Origin of the sequence: Variovorax paradoxus B4 (assembly GCF_000463015.1) — a bacterium.
Lineage (GTDB): Bacteria > Pseudomonadota > Gammaproteobacteria > Burkholderiales > Burkholderiaceae_C > Variovorax > Variovorax paradoxus_E.
Genome location: NC_022247.1, coordinates 571354 through 587317 on the forward strand (window position 1 = coordinate 571354; position 15964 = coordinate 587317).

A 15964-nucleotide genomic window follows, 5' to 3' on the forward strand; every position below is an offset into this window, starting at 1 on the left:
CTCCATTGCATTCGTGATACGAATGAATATAGTGGGTTGATCTCCCTCTTACACGCGGTCATTCGGAACTCGTTGCATGCATCCAGAGAATGCGAAAACCCTCGGCGCCGTGGGTGGCGAACTTCCGCCGCTCGAGCTGCTGCGCAGTTTCGAGGCGGCGGCCCGCCGGCTGAGCTTCACGCTGGCGGCCGGCGAGCTGCACCTGACCCAGTCGGCCGTGAGCCGGCAGATCCAGCAGCTCGAAGCCAGCCTGGGCGTGCTGCTGTTCGAGCGCCGCCACCGCGCGCTGGCGCTCACCGAGGCGGGCGGCGTGATGCAGCGGGCCGTGACCGACAGCCTGGAGCGCCTGCGCGACGCCACGGCCCGGGTGCGTGCCAGCTCCGCGCCGCGCCAGGTGGCGATCACCACCACGCCGGGTTTCGCGTCGCTGTGGCTCATTCCGAAACTGGCGCGCTTCACCGGCAGCCATCCGCAGGTCGACGTGCGCGTGTCGGCCACGCTCGACGTGCTGGACCTGGAGAGCAGCCGTCTCGACCTGGCGGTGCGCTTTGCGCCGATCGGCCGCGGCGTCGGTCCGGCGCTGTTCGAGGAATCGGTGATCCCGCTGTGTTCGCCGCAGCTCGCCGCTTCGCTGCGCGAGCTGTCGGATTTCTCGAAGCTCACCTTGCTCACCGTCGAATACCCGGACCACAGCGAGGCTCCCACCGCCGATTGGGAACCCTGGCTCAAGGTGATGGGGCTCGACGACCTGCGCATGAAGAGCACGCTGCGCTTCACCCAGTACGCCGATGCGGTGGCCGCCGCCGTGGCGGGGCAGGGCGTGGTGATCGGCCGGCTGCCGCTGCTGCGCGAACTGGTGCAGGACGGCCGGCTGGTGGCGCCGCTCGGCGAGGGCGCGGCCTCGCATCGCGGCTACTTCATCGAGGCCTCGAGGCGTGCCGCCGGCAACCGCGACGCACAGGAATTCGCGCAATGGCTGCGCGACGAAGCCGAGGCGGCGCAGCGAACCTGACAAGGCCCGCCGCGCACGCCCCGCAGAGGAAGAACGGTCAACCCGGCAGCAGCACCTTGTCGACCACGTGGATCACGCCGTTCGACTGGTAGACATTGGCAATGGTCACGGTCGCGGTGCCGCCCTTGGCATCGCTCACCACCACGTTGCCGCCGCTCATCGTCGCGGTGAGCGTGCCGCCGCTCGCGGTCTTCAGCGTGGCCTTGCCGCCGCCTGCCTTGATGGCGCTCATGAGGGCCGCGCCATCCATCCGGCCGGGCACCACGTGGTAGGTCAGCACCTTGGCGAGCGTGGGCTTGTTCTCGGGCCTGAGCAGCGAGTCGACCGTGCCGGCCGGCAGCGCCGCAAAGGCCGCGTTCGTCGGCGCGAAAACGGTGAAGGGCCCGGGGCTCTTGAGTGTGCCCACCAGGTCTGCGGCCTTCACCGCGGCGACCAGCGTCGTGTGGTCCTTCGAATTCACGGCGTTGTCGACGATGTCTTTCGTCGGGTACATCGCGGCACCGCCCACCATCGGGTTCGACGGCGTGGCGTTGCTGCCGCTCATGCCCATGCCGCCCGCGCAAGCGCCGAGCAAGACCGAAACGCCGACCGCAATCACGAGTTTTTTCATTGAAGACTCCTGGTAAGAATGGTTCTGGAAAGACATCTGTGGAAACCGCCAGCAGCTCGGAAGCGCGATGCGCTTGAGAGGAATACGGCGCGGATGCGCGATTGGATTCGCACGCGACGCCGCGTCGGCTTTGCGCCACATCCGCGCGTGCGGCACTTGCGCGTCGGGTGCGTGCTCGCCAGAATCCGCCCTTCGTTTTTCAGCAACAGTTTTTCATCCGCGCCTGGCGACGACCAACCTCCCGGGCGGCAACACATTCAATGAACCGTTTCCTGAACACCTGATCCGCACACCGACCGCCCCGGCCGGATGTGCGTCCACGCATCCGCCGAGGCCCATCGACAAAGGCCCCGCGCAGCCATTCGCCGGGGCTTTCCCGTTTCTGGAGTGTGCGCACATGAGTGCTCAGCGAAAGGCCCGCGACGACGACAAGCGTCTGGGCCGGTTCTATTTTTCGGTGCCGAATGCGGCACCTCGCAACCCCGTGGTGGCCGCCATTGCGCGCGGCGAATCGAATCAGAAGGCGGGCCGGCATCTGCGCACGCACCGCGCGGAGCGGCGCGCGCAGAAGGTGGCGTTGCAGAAGGCTGCGCGCAGTCTTGGGCGGGAAGGCTGACGATGCGCGAAGACATGGACAAGGTCATCGTGGAACGCCCACGTCGCGGGGGTGGCGTGCGGGGCGACGGGCGCGCGTTTCGAAACAGCAAGGAACGCGGTTCGCATCTCGGCATGAAGCGTGGCTACGACCACCCGAAGGGGCTCAACGAGAACCTCCAGCCGCTCAGGCGCTGGCTGCACAAGCAGGCGCACCGTCCGTGGGACAAGGTGTGGAGCGAGCTCTGCGAGGGCATCGACCGGCGCAGCACGGTGCAGGCGCACATCTTCCTGCACATCGACGACTTCGTCGTGCGCGATGCGGTGATGCGCGGCGGCGAGGTGCTGGTGCGTTCGCGTGGGTCGGCGGGCAGCGACCGCGTGCCGCTGCGTGAAGCGCCCCACGTCGAACTCTTCGTGCATCCCGGCACCGGCATCCTGTTGCTCAACCGGTGTCGGCGCGGCGCGGCGCAGCGCCGCAAGGCCGAACGCCAGGCGAAGGTGGCAGCGGTGGTGCAGGGGGTGGTGAAGCCCTACGCGCCCTACCATGTGATCGACGCCGTCACGCAGTGGCATCGCATCGACGGCTGCTGGTGGGAGGTGACGCTCGCACGTGTGCCCGAGGTGCGCCGGCTGGGGCCCGCGCCGCGCTGCTACGACGTGCTGCGGCGCTGCCTGGTCACGCGCCGCGGCTGCGAGCCGCCCGCTTTCGGCACCACCGACACGATGGCGATGTATGGCCGGCCCAACGTGTATGCAGAGTGCATGCGCAAGCTCGGCCGCGCGGAGGTGCGCTCGCGGCTGGGCGAGCGCGGTTGAGTGAATGCCTGCGCGATGCCGCTCAGGGCCGCGCGGATGCGAGGCTCGCGCTTTCGTGCGCACGCGGCAGCAACAGGAACGCCAGAGTGCCCACCGCCAGCATGCCCGTGATCGTGAGGAACACCGCGCGAAACGGCTCCACGCCGTTCGACGTGGCCCACGACGCGGCCACACCCGTGGTCCACTGCATCAGCGACACGCCGAGGAACATCGCCATGTTGAGCAGCGACAGCGCGCGCCCCGTCATGGCCGCCGGATAGGCGGCGCGTGTGTACGAATACTGCAGCACCGAGTAGCCCGAGAGCAGGCCGTAGAGGATCGGCAGGCCGATGTCGACGGCGAGCGAATGCGTGAGGGCCATGAACGCGAACATCACCGCGGCTGCGAACGCGCAGCCCATGAGCCAGCGGCCGCGCCGCGCGCCGCCCGGGTCGAGGCGGCCGAACATGGCGGGGCTGATCATGCCGGCGATGGTCATCACCAGCGCCACATTGCCGCTGCTCACCAGCGACAGCCCATGGCGGTCGTGCAGCACGGGGCCGAGCCAAAGGCCGCGCAGGGTGATGAACGCGGCATACGACACGCAGGCAAAGCACAGCAGGCCCAGCGTGTGCGGCATGGCAAAGAGCGGCAGCAGTTCACGCACGGCCTTGGCGAGCGTCTGGCGTTCGTGCGATGCCGCACGCGGCGGTTCGTGCACGCGCCAGAACACGAAGCCCCACGACAGCACGGCGAAGCCCGCTAGGCAGGCATAGCCCGCGCGCCAGCTCGCGGCTTCGATCAGCAGCGCGAGCGGCGTGCCGGTAAACAGGATGCCGAGCCCCGCCATGCTCATCACGAGGCCCGACATGGCAGTGAAGCGCGCGGCCTCAAAGTGCCGTGCGATGAACACGGTGCAGGCGAGAAAGGCCGGCGCGCAGCCGACGCCGATCATGGCCTGCCCGAGCAGCAGTGCATGGAAGCTGGGCGCCGCTGCACACAGGACCGCGCCCGCAATGGCAAGCGGAAAGGCCGTGAGCACCGTGCGCCGCACGCCGTAGATGTCGATCGACACACCCATCGCGAGCTGCGTCGCACCGAACGTGAAATGGAAGGTGCCAGCCCACAAGCCCAGCGCCTGGGCCGTAAGGCCGAAGTGCTGTGCGAGCGGCGTGGCCATCATCGCGCCGACCGTGCGAAAGGCCTGGCTCAGCGCGAAAGCGGAGGCCAGCACGATCAGCATCGATGTGGCCGAACGTGTCGAGGCAGGGGAGAGGTTCATGGGGAGGCGCAGCGCTGGAGACGGAGGCAGCACGAATCCTAACGGCATGCCAAAGGAAAAACGGCGCCTCAGGCGCCGTCGTTCTCAAGCCGATGCGTAAGCGCGGTCAGGCTTCGCCCTTCACCTTCAGCCGCCACGCATGCAGCAGCGGTTCGGTGTAGCCGCTGGGCTGCTCGATGCCCTTGAACACCAGGTCCTGCGCGGCCTTGTACGCGGCCGAGGTTGCGAAGTTTCCGGCCATCGGCTGGTACACCGGATCGCCCGCGTTCTGCTCGTCGACCACCTTGGCCATGCGCTGGAAGGTCTCGTCGACCTGCGCCTTGGTCACCACGCCGTGCAGCAGCCAGTTGGCGATGTGCTGGCTCGAGATGCGCAGCGTGGCGCGGTCTTCCATCAGGCCCACGTTGTGGATGTCGGGCACCTTGGAGCAGCCCACGCCCTGGTCGATCCAGCGCACCACGTAGCCGAGGATGCCCTGCACGTTGTTGTCGATCTCCTGCTGCTTCTCGGCCTCGGTCCAGTTGGCCGCGGGGGCGATGGGCACCTGCAGCAGTGCATTGAGGATGTTGTCGCGCTCCGCGTCGGCGTCGATCTTCTCGAGCTCCTGCTGCACGGCCGTGACGCTCACCTGGTGGTAGTGCAGCGCATGCAGCGTGGCGGCGGTGGGCGAGGGCACCCAGGCAGTGTTGGCGCCGGCCTTGGGGTGCGCGATCTTCTGCTCGAGCATGGCGGCCATCAGGTCGGGCATGGCCCACATGCCCTTGCCGATCTGTGCCTTGCCGCGCAGGCCGCACGAGAGGCCGACCAGCACGTTGTTCTTTTCGTAGGCGCCGATCCAGGCGCTGGACTTCATGTCGCCCTTGCGGATCATCGGGCCGCCGTGCATGGCGGTGTGCATCTCGTCGCCGGTGCGGTCGAGGAAGCCGGTGTTGATGAAGGCCACGCGCGCGGCGGCCTCGGCGATGCAGGCCTTGAGGTTCACGCTGGTGCGGCGCTCCTCGTCCATGATGCCGAGCTTCACGGTGTTGGCGGGCAGCCCGAGCAGCTGCTCGACGCGGCCGAACAGCTCGCTTGCAAAGGCCACTTCGGCCGGGCCGTGCATCTTGGGCTTGACGATGTAGATGCTGCCGGTGCGCGAGTTGCCCTTGCGCTTCAGGTCGATCATCGCGATGGTGGTGGTGACCACCGCGTCGAGGATGCCTTCGGGGATCTCCTTGCCGCCCGCATACAGCACGGCGGGGTTGGTCATCAGGTGGCCCACGTTGCGCAGGAACATCAGCGAGCGGCCGTGCAGCTTCACGGGCTGGCCGTCGGCGCCGGTGTATTCGCGGTCGGGGTTCAGGCCGCGCGTGAAGGTCTTGCCGCCCTTGGCGACTTCCTCGGTGAGCGTGCCCTGCACGATGCCGAGCCAGTTCGAATAGGCGACCACCTTGTCGGCCGCATCGACCACGGCCACCGAGTCTTCGAGATCGAGAATCGTCGAGAGCGCGGCTTCGAGCACCAGGTCGCTGACGCCGGCCGCGTCGCCCTTGCCGATGGGCGTGCTGCGGTCGATGCGGATGTCGAGGTGGATGCCGTTGTGCTTCAGCAGCACCGACGATGGCGCAGCCGCATCGCCCTGGTAGCCGACGAACTGCGCGGGGTCGGCCAGGCCGGTGCTGCTGCTCTGCAGCGCGACGACGAGCTTGCCGTCCTTCACGCTGTAGCCGGTCGCCATCTTGTGCGAACCGTTTTCGAGCGGCGCGGCCTGGTCGAGCACGTTGCGCGCGAACGCGATGACCTTGGCGCCGCGCACGGGGTTGTAGCCCTTGCCCTTTTCGGCGCCATCGGTTTCGGGAATGGCATCGGTGCCATAGAGCGCGTCGTACAGCGAACCCCAGCGCGCATTGGCGGCGTTGAGCGCGTAGCGGGCGTTGAGAATGGGCACCACCAGCTGCGGGCCAGCCTGCAGCGCGAGCTCGGAATCGACGTTCGCGGTGGTGGCCTTCGCGCCCTTGGGCTGCGGCAGCAGGTAGCCGATCTTCTCGAGGAAGGCGCGGTAGGCCGGCATCTCGGCGATCGGGCCGGGGTTCTTCTTGTGCCAGGCGTCGAGCTCGGTCTGCAGGCGGTCGCGTTCGGCCAGCAGCGCGATGTTCTTCGGCGCGAGGTCGTGGACGATGGCGTCGAAGCCTTGCCAGAAAACCTCGCTGGCCACGCCGCTGGCGGGCAGGACCTTGTCTTCGATGAAGCGATGAAGCTCGGTCGCAACCTGGAGGCCGTGGGTGGTGGTGCGGGCGGTCATGTTTTTCTCTCCTTGAGAACGATGCAATGCTGAATGAAATGAGGAGCGGTGTCTGTCAGAAGAACCCGAGCACGTCGCGCAGGCTGCTGCCGATGCGTTCGGGCGGCGTGCCGAGTTCTTCGAGGGGGAGCTGGTAGCGGTTGACCCAGAGCGTGCGGAACCCGAACCAGGTGGTGCCGAGCGCGTCCCAGCCGTTGCAGCTGACGAAGGCGATGCGCGAAGGCTGCAGGCCGGTGGCGGCGACGCCGAGCTGGTACGCATCGGGATGCGTCTTGTACTTGCGGATGCCGTCGACGCTCAGCACATGGTCGAGCAGGCCGTCGAGCCCGGCGCTGCGCACGGCGGCGTCGAGCATGCCGGGGTCGCCGTTCGAGAGGATGCCGGTGACCACGCCGCGTGCCTTGAGTGCCTGAAGCACTTCGCGGCTTTCGGGAAAAGCCGTGAGCGTGCGGTACTGGTCCATCAGCTGCTGCTCGGCGGCTTCGGTCAGGTCGAGGCCCAGTCGCTTGCAGGTGTAGCGCAGCGCGGCGCGCGTGAGTTCGCCGAAGGGCCGGTAGTGCGCGCCGTGGTTGCTGGTGGTGACGAGGCGCGTGTATTCGATCTGCTTGTCGCGCCAGCCCGCGGCCAGCGCCTGTCCCTGGCCGGCGAACAGCCGCTCGGCCGTCTGCCCGACGCTGTAGACGTCGAACAGGGTGCCGTAGGCATCGAAGAGCACTGCGCCGGGTTGATCCATGGCTTGGACTTTATTCGATACTTTGTCGATCAGTAATAGCCTGGATCGGGATTTATCAGTGACAAAAATGAGGGTAATCGAAGGAAGACCTGCGTTTTCTTCCTCTTTTTTGTCAGAGGGTTCCGCTGAGCTCGCGGGCCGCCGCGCGCACCGGCTCGATGTGGCGCGCGTCGTAGCGGTGCGCCGGCATCGTCAGCGTGACCGCCGCGGCCAGGCTGCCGTCGGCATGGAACACCGGTGCCGAGATGCCGGCCAGCTCGGCCGTGCGGTCGCCCACCAGCGCGCAGTAGCCCTGGGCGCGGATCGCGTCGTACAGCTTGCGCTCCGTGGCGCCGCGCGGACGCTCGGCCTCGGGGCCGAAGGCGATCAGCACGCGTGCGCCGGCGCCGCGGTCGTTGGGCAGCAGGTCGCCCGCACGCACGTGGTCGCGCACCACGTGCGAGGAGTCGATGCGGAACTGGCACAGCCGCACCCAGCTGTCGCCCTGCGCCTGCCGCACGTGGTACGCCGCGCTCTCGCCCGTCGTTGCGGCTAACGCGCGCAGCACCGGCAGCACGATGCGGTCGAGCGACAGCGACGCCGCATAGAGGCCGTGCAGCCGCGCGATCTCCGCGCCCAGCGCATAGCGCCCGTCGTCCTGCCGGCGGATCAGCCGCGCATGTTCGAGCGAGGCCAGAAGCCGCAGCACCGTGCTCTTGTAGAGCTGCGTGCGCTCGGCAAACTGCGCGAGCGACAGCGCCTCGTCGCCGGGCCGGAAGGCCGAGAGCAGGCTCAGCGCGCGGTCGACTGCGGCGGCGCCGCCGGGCGCGGCATTGAGGTCTGACACCGATTCGGTCTGGGCTTTGCGGGGCATGGCGTCGGCTTGACAGGGAAAGTCGTTTGGCGGTTTAATTCTGTTTAACGGAATTTAGTTCTGTAAGATAGAACTGTCAAGCGGTCAATGCCCCATCGCCCGATCGCTCCAAGGAGACGAAACCGATGACACCCCCCGACGTCCTCATCAGCGAGGTCGGCCCGCGCGACGGCCTGCAGTCGGTCAAGGCCACCATGCCCACGGCCGACAAGCTGCGCTGGATCGATGCGCTCCACGCGGCCGGCGTGCGCGAGATCGAGGTCGCGTCCTTCGTGCCCGCCAAATTGCTGCCGCAGATGGCCGACGCCGCCGAGGTGGTGCGCCACGCCATCACCTTGCCCGGCCTCGTGGTGATGGCGCTGGTGCCCAACCGCAAGGGCGCGCAGGCGGCGCTCGAAGCGGGCGTGCACAAGCTCACGATGCCGGTCTCGGCCAGCGTGGCGCATTCGCTCGCCAACGTGCGCAAGACGCCGGCCGAGATGGTCGAGGAGGTGCGCGCCATCGCCGAGCTGCGCCGCGCGATGGCGCCGCAAGTGACGCTCGAGGCCGGCATCTCCACCGCCTTCGGCTGCACGCTGCAGGGGCTGGTGCCGGAAGACGACGTGATCCGCCTCGCGGCGCAGTGCATCGAGGCCGGCGCGGAAGAAGCGGGCCTCTCGGACACCGTCGGCTACGCCAACCCCGCGCAGGTGCGCCGTCTCTTCAGGCGCCTGCGCGCGGAGCTCGGCCCCCACGCCGGCGCCGCCCACATGCACAACACGCGCGGCCTCGGCATCGCGAACTGCCTGGCCGCCTGGGAGGAGGGCGTGCGCACCTTCGACGCCTCGCTCGGCGGCCTCGGCGGCTGCCCCTATGCGCCCGGCGCGTCGGGCAATGCGGTCACCGAAGACCTCGTCTTCATGTTCGAGGCCATGGGCGTTCGCACCGGCATCGACATCCAGAAACTCATCGCGGCGCGCGCGCCGCTCATGGCCGGCCTGCCCGGCGAACCGGTCTACGGCATGACGCCCGAGGCCGGCCTGCCCAAGGGCTTCGTCCAACAGGAAACCACCGCACATGCCTGAATCCCAACCCCTGCCGTACGCCGGCGTCCGCGTCGTCGAATTCACCCACATGGTGATGGGCCCCACCTGCGGCCTGCTGCTGGCCGACCTCGGCGCGGAGGTCGTCAAGGTCGAGCCCATCGAGGGCGACAGCACGCGCCGCCTGCTCGGCTCGGGCTCGGGCTTCTTCCCGACCTTCAACCGCAACAAGAAGAGCATCGCGCTCGACCTCAAGACACAAGAGGGCGTGGAGGCCGCGCTGCGCCTCGTCGCCACGGCCGACATCGTGAGCGAGAACTTCAAGCCCGGCACCATGAAGAAGCTGGGCCTGGACTACGACAGCCTGAAGCAGCTCAACCCGCGCCTCATCTACGTGAGCCACAAGGGCTTCCTGCCCGGTCCGTACGACCACCGCACCGCGCTCGACGAGGTGGTGCAGATGATGGGCGGGCTGGCCTACATGACCGGCCGCGCGGGCGACCCGCTGCGCGCGGGCACCAGCGTGAACGACATCATGGGCGGCATGTTCGGCGCCATCGGAGCGATGGCGGCGCTGCGCCAGCGCGAGCTCACCGGCAAGGGCTGCGAGGTGCAGTCCGCGCTGTTCGAGAACAACGTGTTCCTGGTCGCGCAGCACATGATGCAGTTCGCCGCCACCGGCAAGGCGGCCGATCCGATGCCCAGCCGCATCTCGGCCTGGGCCGTGTACGACGTGTTCACCGTGAAGGACGGCGAGCAGATCTTCCTCGCGGCGGTGAGCGACAAGCAGTGGGCCATCTTCTGCAAGGCCTTCGGCCTGGAAGAAATGCTGGCCGATCCGCGCCTGAAGACCAACAACGACCGCGTGCTCGCGCGCGACTGGATGATGCCGATCCTGCGCTCGCACCTGGCCGGCTACAGCGCCGCCGAACTCAGCGCGGTGTTCGAGCAGAACGAGCTGCCCTTCGCGCCCATCACCAAGCCGCAGGAGCTGTTCGACGATCCGCACCTCAACGCCACCGGCGGCCTCGCGCCGGTGCGCATGAACGACGGCCACATGGCCAAGGTGCCGCTGATGCCGTTCACGCTCGATGGAGAAAGGCCCGGCATCCGCCTGCAGCCGCCGCGCATCGGCGAGCACACCGGCGAGCTGCTGAGGGAAGTGGGCTACAGCGACGCGGAGATCGCCGCCCTCAGGACACGCAACATCACCCTCGGAGACTGACCCATGCCTTCCATCCCGCGGCGCGCCTTGCCCGTCCTGTTCTTCTGCGCCGCGACCGCGGCTTGCCTTCCCGCCCTGGCGGCGGACACGGCGTGGCCCGCCAGGCCGGTGCGGCTGGTGGTCCCGTACGCGCCCGGCGGCACCACCGACTACGCTGCGCGCCAGATCGCCCAGAAGCTCACCGAGCAGACCGGCATCTCCTTCTATGTGGAGAACAAGGCCGGCGCGAGCGGCACGATCGGCTCCAGCCTCGTGGCCAAGTCCACACCGGACGGCGGCACCTTCCTGATCAACGACACCACCTATGCGATGCTGCCGCACCTCATCAGGAAGCTGCCGTGGGAGCCCGCCGACCTGGTTCCGGTGACAACGATCGTCGATGCGCCGCTCGTGCTGGTGGTGGGCGCGAACTCGCCGTACAAATCCCTGGACGCGTTGATCGGCGCGGCTCGCAAGAACCCCGACAAGCTGACCTTCGGCTCGGGCGGCGTCGGCAGTTCCACCCACCTGGGCGGCGAACTGCTCAAGCAGAACGGCAAGCTCGCGCTGACCCATGTGCCCTACAAGGGCGCGGGCGAAGCGATGCTGGGCGTGGTGTCGGGACAGGTCGACGTGCTGGTCACCGCCGCGCCCACGGCCATTCCGCAGGTCAAGGGCGGCAAGGTGCGTGCCCTGCTCGTGACATCGCCCAAGCGACTCGCCGCCTTGCCCGATGCGCCCACCAGCGCGGAGGCCGGCCTGAAGGAATTCACCGCCACCAACTGGTTCGGCATCGCCGCGCCCAAGGGCACGCCGCAGCCGGTCATCGACAAGCTGCAGGCCGAAGTGAAGAAGGCGCTGGCATCGCCGGACCTCGTGCAGCGGTTCGCCGAGCAGGGCGCCAGCCCCGGCGGCCTGCCCTCGGCCGACTTCGGCAAGTTCGTTCACAGCCAGACGCAGACCTGGGGCCGGGTGATCAAGGCCGCGGGCGTGCAGCCCGAGTGACCCCGTCGGAGACCGTGCAGCCATGTGGAACCTGAGCTTCCAACCTCCCGAGATCATCGAAGCGCGCGTGCTCACGCGCCTGCCCGATGCGTTTCGCACGCCGCGCCGCACAGACTGGGTCGACGCCAACAAACCGGGCCACGTGATGGACAGCTTCCTGGAAGGCCCCGCGTTCGACCGGGCCGGGAACCTGTACGTCACCGACATTCCCTATGGCCGCATCTTCAGGATCGCGCCCGCGTCGCTCGAATGGCAGCTCGTGGCCGCCTACGACGGCTGGCCCAACGGCCTGGCGATCCATGCCGACGGCAGCCTGTGGATCGCCGACTACCGGCGCGGCATCCTGCGGCTCGATGCGGCCGGCGGCGCGGTCGAGGCGGTGCTCGGGCACCGCAACAGCGAATCCTTCAAGGGCGTGAACGACCTCGTCTTCGACCTGGAAGGACGGCTCTATTTCACCGACCAGGGCCAGACCGGCCTGCACGACCCCACCGGCCGCGTCTACCGGTGGAGTGCCGAGGATGGCCGCCTCGATCTGCTGCTGGCCAACGCACCGAGCCCCAATGGCGTGGCGACGAGCGCCGACGGCAAGGTGCTGTTCGTGGCCGTCACCCGCGGCAACCAGGTCTGGCGCGCACCACTGCTGCCCGACGGCAGCCTTTCCAAGGTCGGCGCGCTGCAGACCTTCTTCGGAACCAGCGGTCCCGACGGGCTTGCGCTCACGGCCGATGGCGGGCTGGTCGTTGCCCATGCCAGCCTGGGCGGAGCCTTCGTGCTCAATGCGCGCGGGGAGGTCACGCACATGGTCCGCAGTCCTGCCGGCCAGACCGTGACCAACATTGCCTTTCGGCCGGGAACGCGGCAGCTGGTGCTCACCGATTCGGCCACGGGCAGCGTGCTGGAAGCCGATCTGCCAGTGGGCGGGGCCCCGCTCTATTCGCATGCCACGGATGCGCGAATCCAGAAATAGCGTCAACAGGCGCCAGCCCGTGCTCGCGGCGTCGCGGGCTATAGTTCCGCCGCCATGGACCGCCTGAAGCAACTTGAATCCTTCGTCTCCGTGGCGACCCGCGGCGGTCTCACGGCCGCGGCCAAGGCCGAGGGCGTGGCGCCCGCGATCATGGGGCGGCGGCTCGACGCGCTCGAGGCGCGGCTGGGCGTCAAGCTGCTGGTGCGCACCACGCGGCGCATCACGCTCACGCACGAGGGCAGCGCCTTTCTCGAGGACTGCCAGCGCCTGCTGACCGAATTCGCCAATGCCGAAGCGAGCGTGAGCGCGGGCGGCGTCAAGGCCAGCGGCCACCTGCGCGTCACGGCGCCGGCCGGCTTCGGCCGCCGCCACGTGGCGCCGCTGGTGCCGCGCTTCCATGCGCTGCATCCCGAGGTCACGATCTCGCTGAACCTGAGCGACCGCGTGGTCGACGTGCGCGGCGAGAGCTTCGACTGCGCGGTGCGCGTGGGCGACATGCCCGACTCGTCTTTGGTGAGCGTGCGGCTGGCCGACAACCGCCGCCGCTGCGTCGCGACGCCGGAGTTCGTGCGCCGCCATGGCATGCCGCGGCATCCGAACGAGCTGTCGCGCTTCGCCTGCCTCACGCTGTCGAGCGATGCCTCGCAGACGCGCGGCTGGGCGTTCCGTGTTCCGCGGACGGCCCGGGATCAGGAGCGCACCTTGACGGCTGCTGGCGAGGACGGTGGCGAAGAGCTGATCTACCTGCGGCCCGGGGGCCCGCTCGATTGTTCCGACGGCCAGGTGCTGCACGACTGGTGCCTCGCGGGCCACGGCATCGCGTGGCGCAGCACCTGGGAAGTGGAGGCCGAGATCGATGCCGGCCTGCTGGTGCCGCTGCTCGACGAATTCGCCGCGCCGCCCAACGGCATCTACGCGGTCTTCGCGGGCACCAAGCACCTGCCGCTGCGGGTGCGACTGTGGCTTGATTTCCTCAAGGAGCAGTACGGCCGGCCCGAATTCTGGGGCGGCAGGGGGTAAAGCGCGCGAGCGGCGTCACAATCTGCAAGCATTTGCAACTCCATTGAAGAAGAAAGCCATCGATGACCCTCGAAGCCATCCTCGCCTACCTGCATCTGCTGGCCATCCTCACGATGGTCGTGTTCATCTCCAGCGAAGCGGCGCTGTGCCGCGTGCAGTGGCTCAATGCCGCCGTGGTGGAGCGGCTCGCCAGGGTCGACATGGTCTACGGCATGGCCGCCATCGCGGTGCTGGCCACCGGCATCGCACGCACGGTGTGGGGCGTGAAGGGCGCGGCGTGGTATTGGACCAACCCGCTGTTGCATGTGAAGCTCGGGTTGTTCATCATCATCGGCGTGCTCTCGATCTTTCCGACGCTCACCTATTTCCGCTGGCGCAAGGCGCTGCGCGCGAACGGCACGCTGCCGGCCGAGGCCGACATCCGCAAGACGCGCAGGCTGGTGATGGTGCAGGCCCACCTGATCGCGCTGATTCCGCTGGTCGCCGTGTTCCTCGCGCGCGGCTTCGGCAAATAAGCTTGCATGGGACGCGCCGGCACCCAGCTTCTGTTTGCCGGCACGATCTTCAGCAGCGCGTTCCTGCTGTTCCTGGTCCAGCCGCTGATCGCCAAGCAGATCCTGCCCTGGTTCGGCGGCTCGGCCGCCGTGTGGTCGATCTGCATGGTGTTCTTCCAGGTCGTGCTGCTGGCGGGCTATGCGTATTCCGACTGGGTCACGCGCCGCCTTCGCGTGCGGGCGCAGGCCGCGCTGCACGTGGGGCTGCTGCTGGCGAGCCTCGCATTCCTTCCGCTCGTGGTGGCCGCGCGCTGGAAGCCCACCGGCAGCGAAGACCCGGCGTGGCTGATCCTCGGGCTGTTGCTCGCGACCATCGGCCTTCCGTACTTTCTTCTTTCGACCACCGGCCCGCTGGTGCAGTCGTGGGTGGCGCGCACGCCCTGGAGCGCGCAGGTGTACCGGTACTTCTCGCTCTCGAACCTGGCATCGCTGCTGTCGCTCCTGAGCTACCCGGTGCTGATCGAGCCGCGCAGTTCGCTGCTGCAGCAGGCGCTGGGGTGGTCGTGGGGCTATGGCGTGTTCGTGGTGCTTTGCGCGGGCACGACCTTGCTCGCGGCGTACCGCTGGCCCGAAGCCGTGCCGGTCGCCACGGCTTCGGGCCAGGCCGCGGCCGCCACGGACAACGAGAAGCCGCCGCGCTGGTCCGACAGCCTGCTCTGGCTCGCGCTGCCGGCGCTGGCGTCGTGGCTGTTGCTGGCCGTGACCAACCACATCACCCAGAACGTCGCGGCGGTTCCGTTTCTCTGGGTGTTGCCGCTGTCGCTGTACCTGTTCACCTTCGTGCTGTGCTTCGAGAGCGACCGCTGGTACCGGCGCGGCGTCTTCCTGCCGCTGGCCGCGGGCGTGCTGCTGCTGTGCGCCTTCGGGCTGCAGCACCACGTCGGCTCGGATGTGCGCACGGGGCTGCCGATCTATGTCGGCGGCCTGTTCGTGCTGTGCATGTTCCTGCACGGAGAAACCGCCAGGCTGCGGCCCGCGCCGCGCTATCTCACGCGCTTCTACCTGATGCTCGCGCTCGGCGGCGCCCTGGGCGGCGCCACGGTGGGGCTGGTGGCGCCGCATGTGCTGCCGGCCTATTACGAGCTGGGCATCGGCCTGGTGCTGACGGCGCTTGCGGCGGCCGTTCTGCGCCAGCGGATCTGGCTGCGGGTCTCCGGCGTGGCATTGGCGGCCGGCTGCGCGTACTTCCTGATGGCGCAGATCGCGAGCGACAGGTCGGACGCGCGCCACCTGCTGCGCAACTTCCATGGCGCGCTGATCACCTTCGACGTGCGGCGCCTCCATCCGTCAGACAGCGTGCGGCTGCTGTCGCATGGCTCCATCAAGCACGGCGAGCAGTTCCTGGACCCCTCCCGCCGGCGCGAGCCCACCACCTACTATGGCGCCACCTCCGGCATCGGCCGCGCGATGGCCGCCGCGCCGAGCGGGCCGCGCCGGGTCGGACTGATCGGCCTGGGCGCCGGCACGCTCGCGAGCTATGGCCGCAGCGGCGACGTCTATCGGGTCTACGAGATCAATCCGCAGGTGTTCGAGCTGGCGGACAGCGAATTCACCTTCCTGCGCGACAGCCCGGCGCGCATCGAGCGCGTGCTCGGCGACGCGCGGCTGGCGCTGGAACGCGAGCCGCCGCAGGGCTTCGACCTGCTCGCGGTGGACGCCTTCTCGGGCGATGCGGTGCCGGTCCACCTGCTCACGGCGCAGGCCATGGACGTCTACCTGCGGCACATGAAGCCGGATGGCGTCGTCGCCTTCCATGTGACCAACCGCTTTCTCGAGCTGGCGCCCGTGGTCGCGCGGATCGCCGAGCTCAAGGGCCTGCATGCCGTGCTCGTGAGCGACGATGCGGAAGCTTCGAGGTGGCTCAACCCGACCGACTGGGTCCTGGTGGCGCGCGATCCGGCCGTGCTGGCGCGCGGGCCCCTGCGGGCCGCAGCCTCGCCCATCGCGCTCCGCGCAGGCGCCCGCCCCTGGACCGACGATTTCAACAACCTGCTGAGCGTGCTGAAGTAGCCGGCGGTGCGGCCAT

Annotated in this window: 15 protein-coding genes; 10 read left to right on the forward strand and 5 right to left on the reverse strand. The window is 68.6% G+C overall.

Going from position 1 to position 15964, the window contains the following annotated elements:
• The first annotated feature begins 76 nt into the window (after positions 1-76).
• On the forward strand, positions 77-1012 hold the full coding sequence (locus VAPA_RS02615; protein WP_021005217.1) for a LysR substrate-binding domain-containing protein: 936 nt from the start codon (positions 77-79) through the stop codon (positions 1010-1012).
• 37 nt (positions 1013-1049) lie between these two features.
• Here the strand turns inward: VAPA_RS02615 and VAPA_RS02620 are convergent, their stop codons facing one another.
• On the reverse strand, positions 1050-1622 hold the full coding sequence (locus VAPA_RS02620; RefSeq protein ID WP_021005218.1) for a fasciclin domain-containing protein: 573 nt from the start codon (positions 1620-1622) through the stop codon (positions 1050-1052).
• Positions 1623-2019: 397 nt separating this feature from the next.
• Here VAPA_RS02620 and VAPA_RS02625 point away from each other — a divergent pair, with 397 nt between their 5' ends.
• Complete coding sequence (locus VAPA_RS02625) at positions 2020-2238, forward strand: hypothetical protein (RefSeq protein ID WP_012745611.1); 219 nt, start codon at positions 2020-2022, stop codon at positions 2236-2238.
• Between the two features lie 2 nt (positions 2239-2240).
• Positions 2241-3035 (forward strand): hypothetical protein, encoded by a 795-nt coding sequence (locus VAPA_RS02630; protein WP_021005219.1) that lies wholly within the window; start codon positions 2241-2243, stop codon positions 3033-3035.
• Between the two features lie 22 nt (positions 3036-3057).
• Here the strand turns inward: VAPA_RS02630 and VAPA_RS02635 are convergent, their stop codons facing one another.
• The 4 genes from VAPA_RS02635 to VAPA_RS02650 form a co-directional block, all read right to left on the reverse strand.
• Complete coding sequence (locus VAPA_RS02635) at positions 3058-4296, reverse strand: MFS transporter (protein WP_051255293.1); 1239 nt, start codon at positions 4294-4296, stop codon at positions 3058-3060.
• Positions 4297-4402: 106 nt separating this feature from the next.
• Positions 4403-6577: a malate synthase G gene (locus VAPA_RS02640; RefSeq protein ID WP_021005221.1), complete on the reverse strand. Its 2175-nt coding sequence runs from the start codon at positions 6575-6577 to the stop codon at positions 4403-4405.
• Positions 6578-6632: 55 nt separating this feature from the next.
• Positions 6633-7310, reverse strand: a complete 678-nt coding sequence (locus VAPA_RS02645) for a haloacid dehalogenase type II (RefSeq protein ID WP_021005222.1) — start codon at positions 7308-7310, stop codon at positions 6633-6635.
• Between the two features lie 112 nt (positions 7311-7422).
• Positions 7423-8163: an IclR family transcriptional regulator gene (locus VAPA_RS02650; protein ID WP_021005223.1), complete on the reverse strand. Its 741-nt coding sequence runs from the start codon at positions 8161-8163 to the stop codon at positions 7423-7425.
• A 125-nt stretch (positions 8164-8288) separates the two neighbouring features.
• Between VAPA_RS02650 and VAPA_RS02655 the strand changes: the two genes are divergently transcribed.
• From VAPA_RS02655 to VAPA_RS02685, 7 genes are all read left to right on the forward strand, one after another.
• A complete protein-coding gene (locus tag VAPA_RS02655; RefSeq protein ID WP_021005224.1) occupies positions 8289-9227 on the forward strand; it encodes a hydroxymethylglutaryl-CoA lyase in 939 nt (312 codons plus the stop codon).
• Entirely contained in the window at positions 9220-10410 is a 1191-nt protein-coding gene (locus tag VAPA_RS02660) for a CaiB/BaiF CoA transferase family protein (RefSeq protein ID WP_021005225.1), read from the forward strand. Before VAPA_RS02655 ends, VAPA_RS02660 begins: the two co-directional genes overlap by 8 nt.
• Before the next feature lie 3 nt (positions 10411-10413).
• Complete coding sequence (locus tag VAPA_RS02665) at positions 10414-11394, forward strand: Bug family tripartite tricarboxylate transporter substrate binding protein (RefSeq protein ID WP_021005226.1); 981 nt, start codon at positions 10414-10416, stop codon at positions 11392-11394.
• A 22-nt stretch (positions 11395-11416) separates the two neighbouring features.
• Entirely contained in the window at positions 11417-12364 is a 948-nt protein-coding gene (locus VAPA_RS02670) for an SMP-30/gluconolactonase/LRE family protein (protein WP_021005227.1), read from the forward strand.
• 54 nt (positions 12365-12418) lie between these two features.
• A complete protein-coding gene (locus VAPA_RS02675) occupies positions 12419-13384 on the forward strand; it encodes a LysR family transcriptional regulator (RefSeq protein WP_021005228.1) in 966 nt (321 codons plus the stop codon).
• Positions 13385-13446: 62 nt separating this feature from the next.
• A complete protein-coding gene (locus VAPA_RS02680) occupies positions 13447-13899 on the forward strand; it encodes a DUF2214 family protein (protein ID WP_021005229.1) in 453 nt (150 codons plus the stop codon).
• Between the two features lie 6 nt (positions 13900-13905).
• Positions 13906-15948 (forward strand): spermidine synthase, encoded by a 2043-nt coding sequence (locus VAPA_RS02685; RefSeq protein WP_021005230.1) that lies wholly within the window; start codon positions 13906-13908, stop codon positions 15946-15948.
• The last annotated feature ends 16 nt before the right edge of the window (positions 15949-15964 follow it).

Coding starts and splice junctions, on each gene's coding strand:
- VAPA_RS02655 (WP_021005224.1), top strand. CDS start 8,289: ATGACACCCCCCGACGTCCTCATCAGCGAGGTCGGCCCGCGCGACGGC.
- VAPA_RS02665 (WP_021005226.1), top strand. CDS start 10,414: ATGCCTTCCATCCCGCGGCGCGCCTTGCCCGTCCTGTTCTTCTGCGCC.
- VAPA_RS02680 (WP_021005229.1), top strand. CDS start 13,447: ATGACCCTCGAAGCCATCCTCGCCTACCTGCATCTGCTGGCCATCCTC.
- VAPA_RS02650 (WP_021005223.1), bottom strand. CDS start 8,163: ATGCCCCGCAAAGCCCAGACCGAATCGGTGTCAGACCTCAATGCCGCG.
- VAPA_RS02635 (WP_051255293.1), bottom strand. CDS start 4,296: ATGAACCTCTCCCCTGCCTCGACACGTTCGGCCACATCGATGCTGATC.
- VAPA_RS02670 (WP_021005227.1), top strand. CDS start 11,417: ATGTGGAACCTGAGCTTCCAACCTCCCGAGATCATCGAAGCGCGCGTG.
- VAPA_RS02630 (WP_021005219.1), top strand. CDS start 2,241: ATGCGCGAAGACATGGACAAGGTCATCGTGGAACGCCCACGTCGCGGG.
- VAPA_RS02685 (WP_021005230.1), top strand. CDS start 13,906: ATGGGACGCGCCGGCACCCAGCTTCTGTTTGCCGGCACGATCTTCAGC.
- VAPA_RS02625 (WP_012745611.1), top strand. CDS start 2,020: ATGAGTGCTCAGCGAAAGGCCCGCGACGACGACAAGCGTCTGGGCCGG.
- VAPA_RS02675 (WP_021005228.1), top strand. CDS start 12,419: ATGGACCGCCTGAAGCAACTTGAATCCTTCGTCTCCGTGGCGACCCGC.
- VAPA_RS02620 (WP_021005218.1), bottom strand. CDS start 1,622: ATGAAAAAACTCGTGATTGCGGTCGGCGTTTCGGTCTTGCTCGGCGCT.
- VAPA_RS02640 (WP_021005221.1), bottom strand. CDS start 6,577: ATGACCGCCCGCACCACCACCCACGGCCTCCAGGTTGCGACCGAGCTT.
- VAPA_RS02645 (WP_021005222.1), bottom strand. CDS start 7,310: ATGGATCAACCCGGCGCAGTGCTCTTCGATGCCTACGGCACCCTGTTC.
- VAPA_RS02615 (WP_021005217.1), top strand. CDS start 77: ATGCATCCAGAGAATGCGAAAACCCTCGGCGCCGTGGGTGGCGAACTT.
- VAPA_RS02660 (WP_021005225.1), top strand. CDS start 9,220: ATGCCTGAATCCCAACCCCTGCCGTACGCCGGCGTCCGCGTCGTCGAA.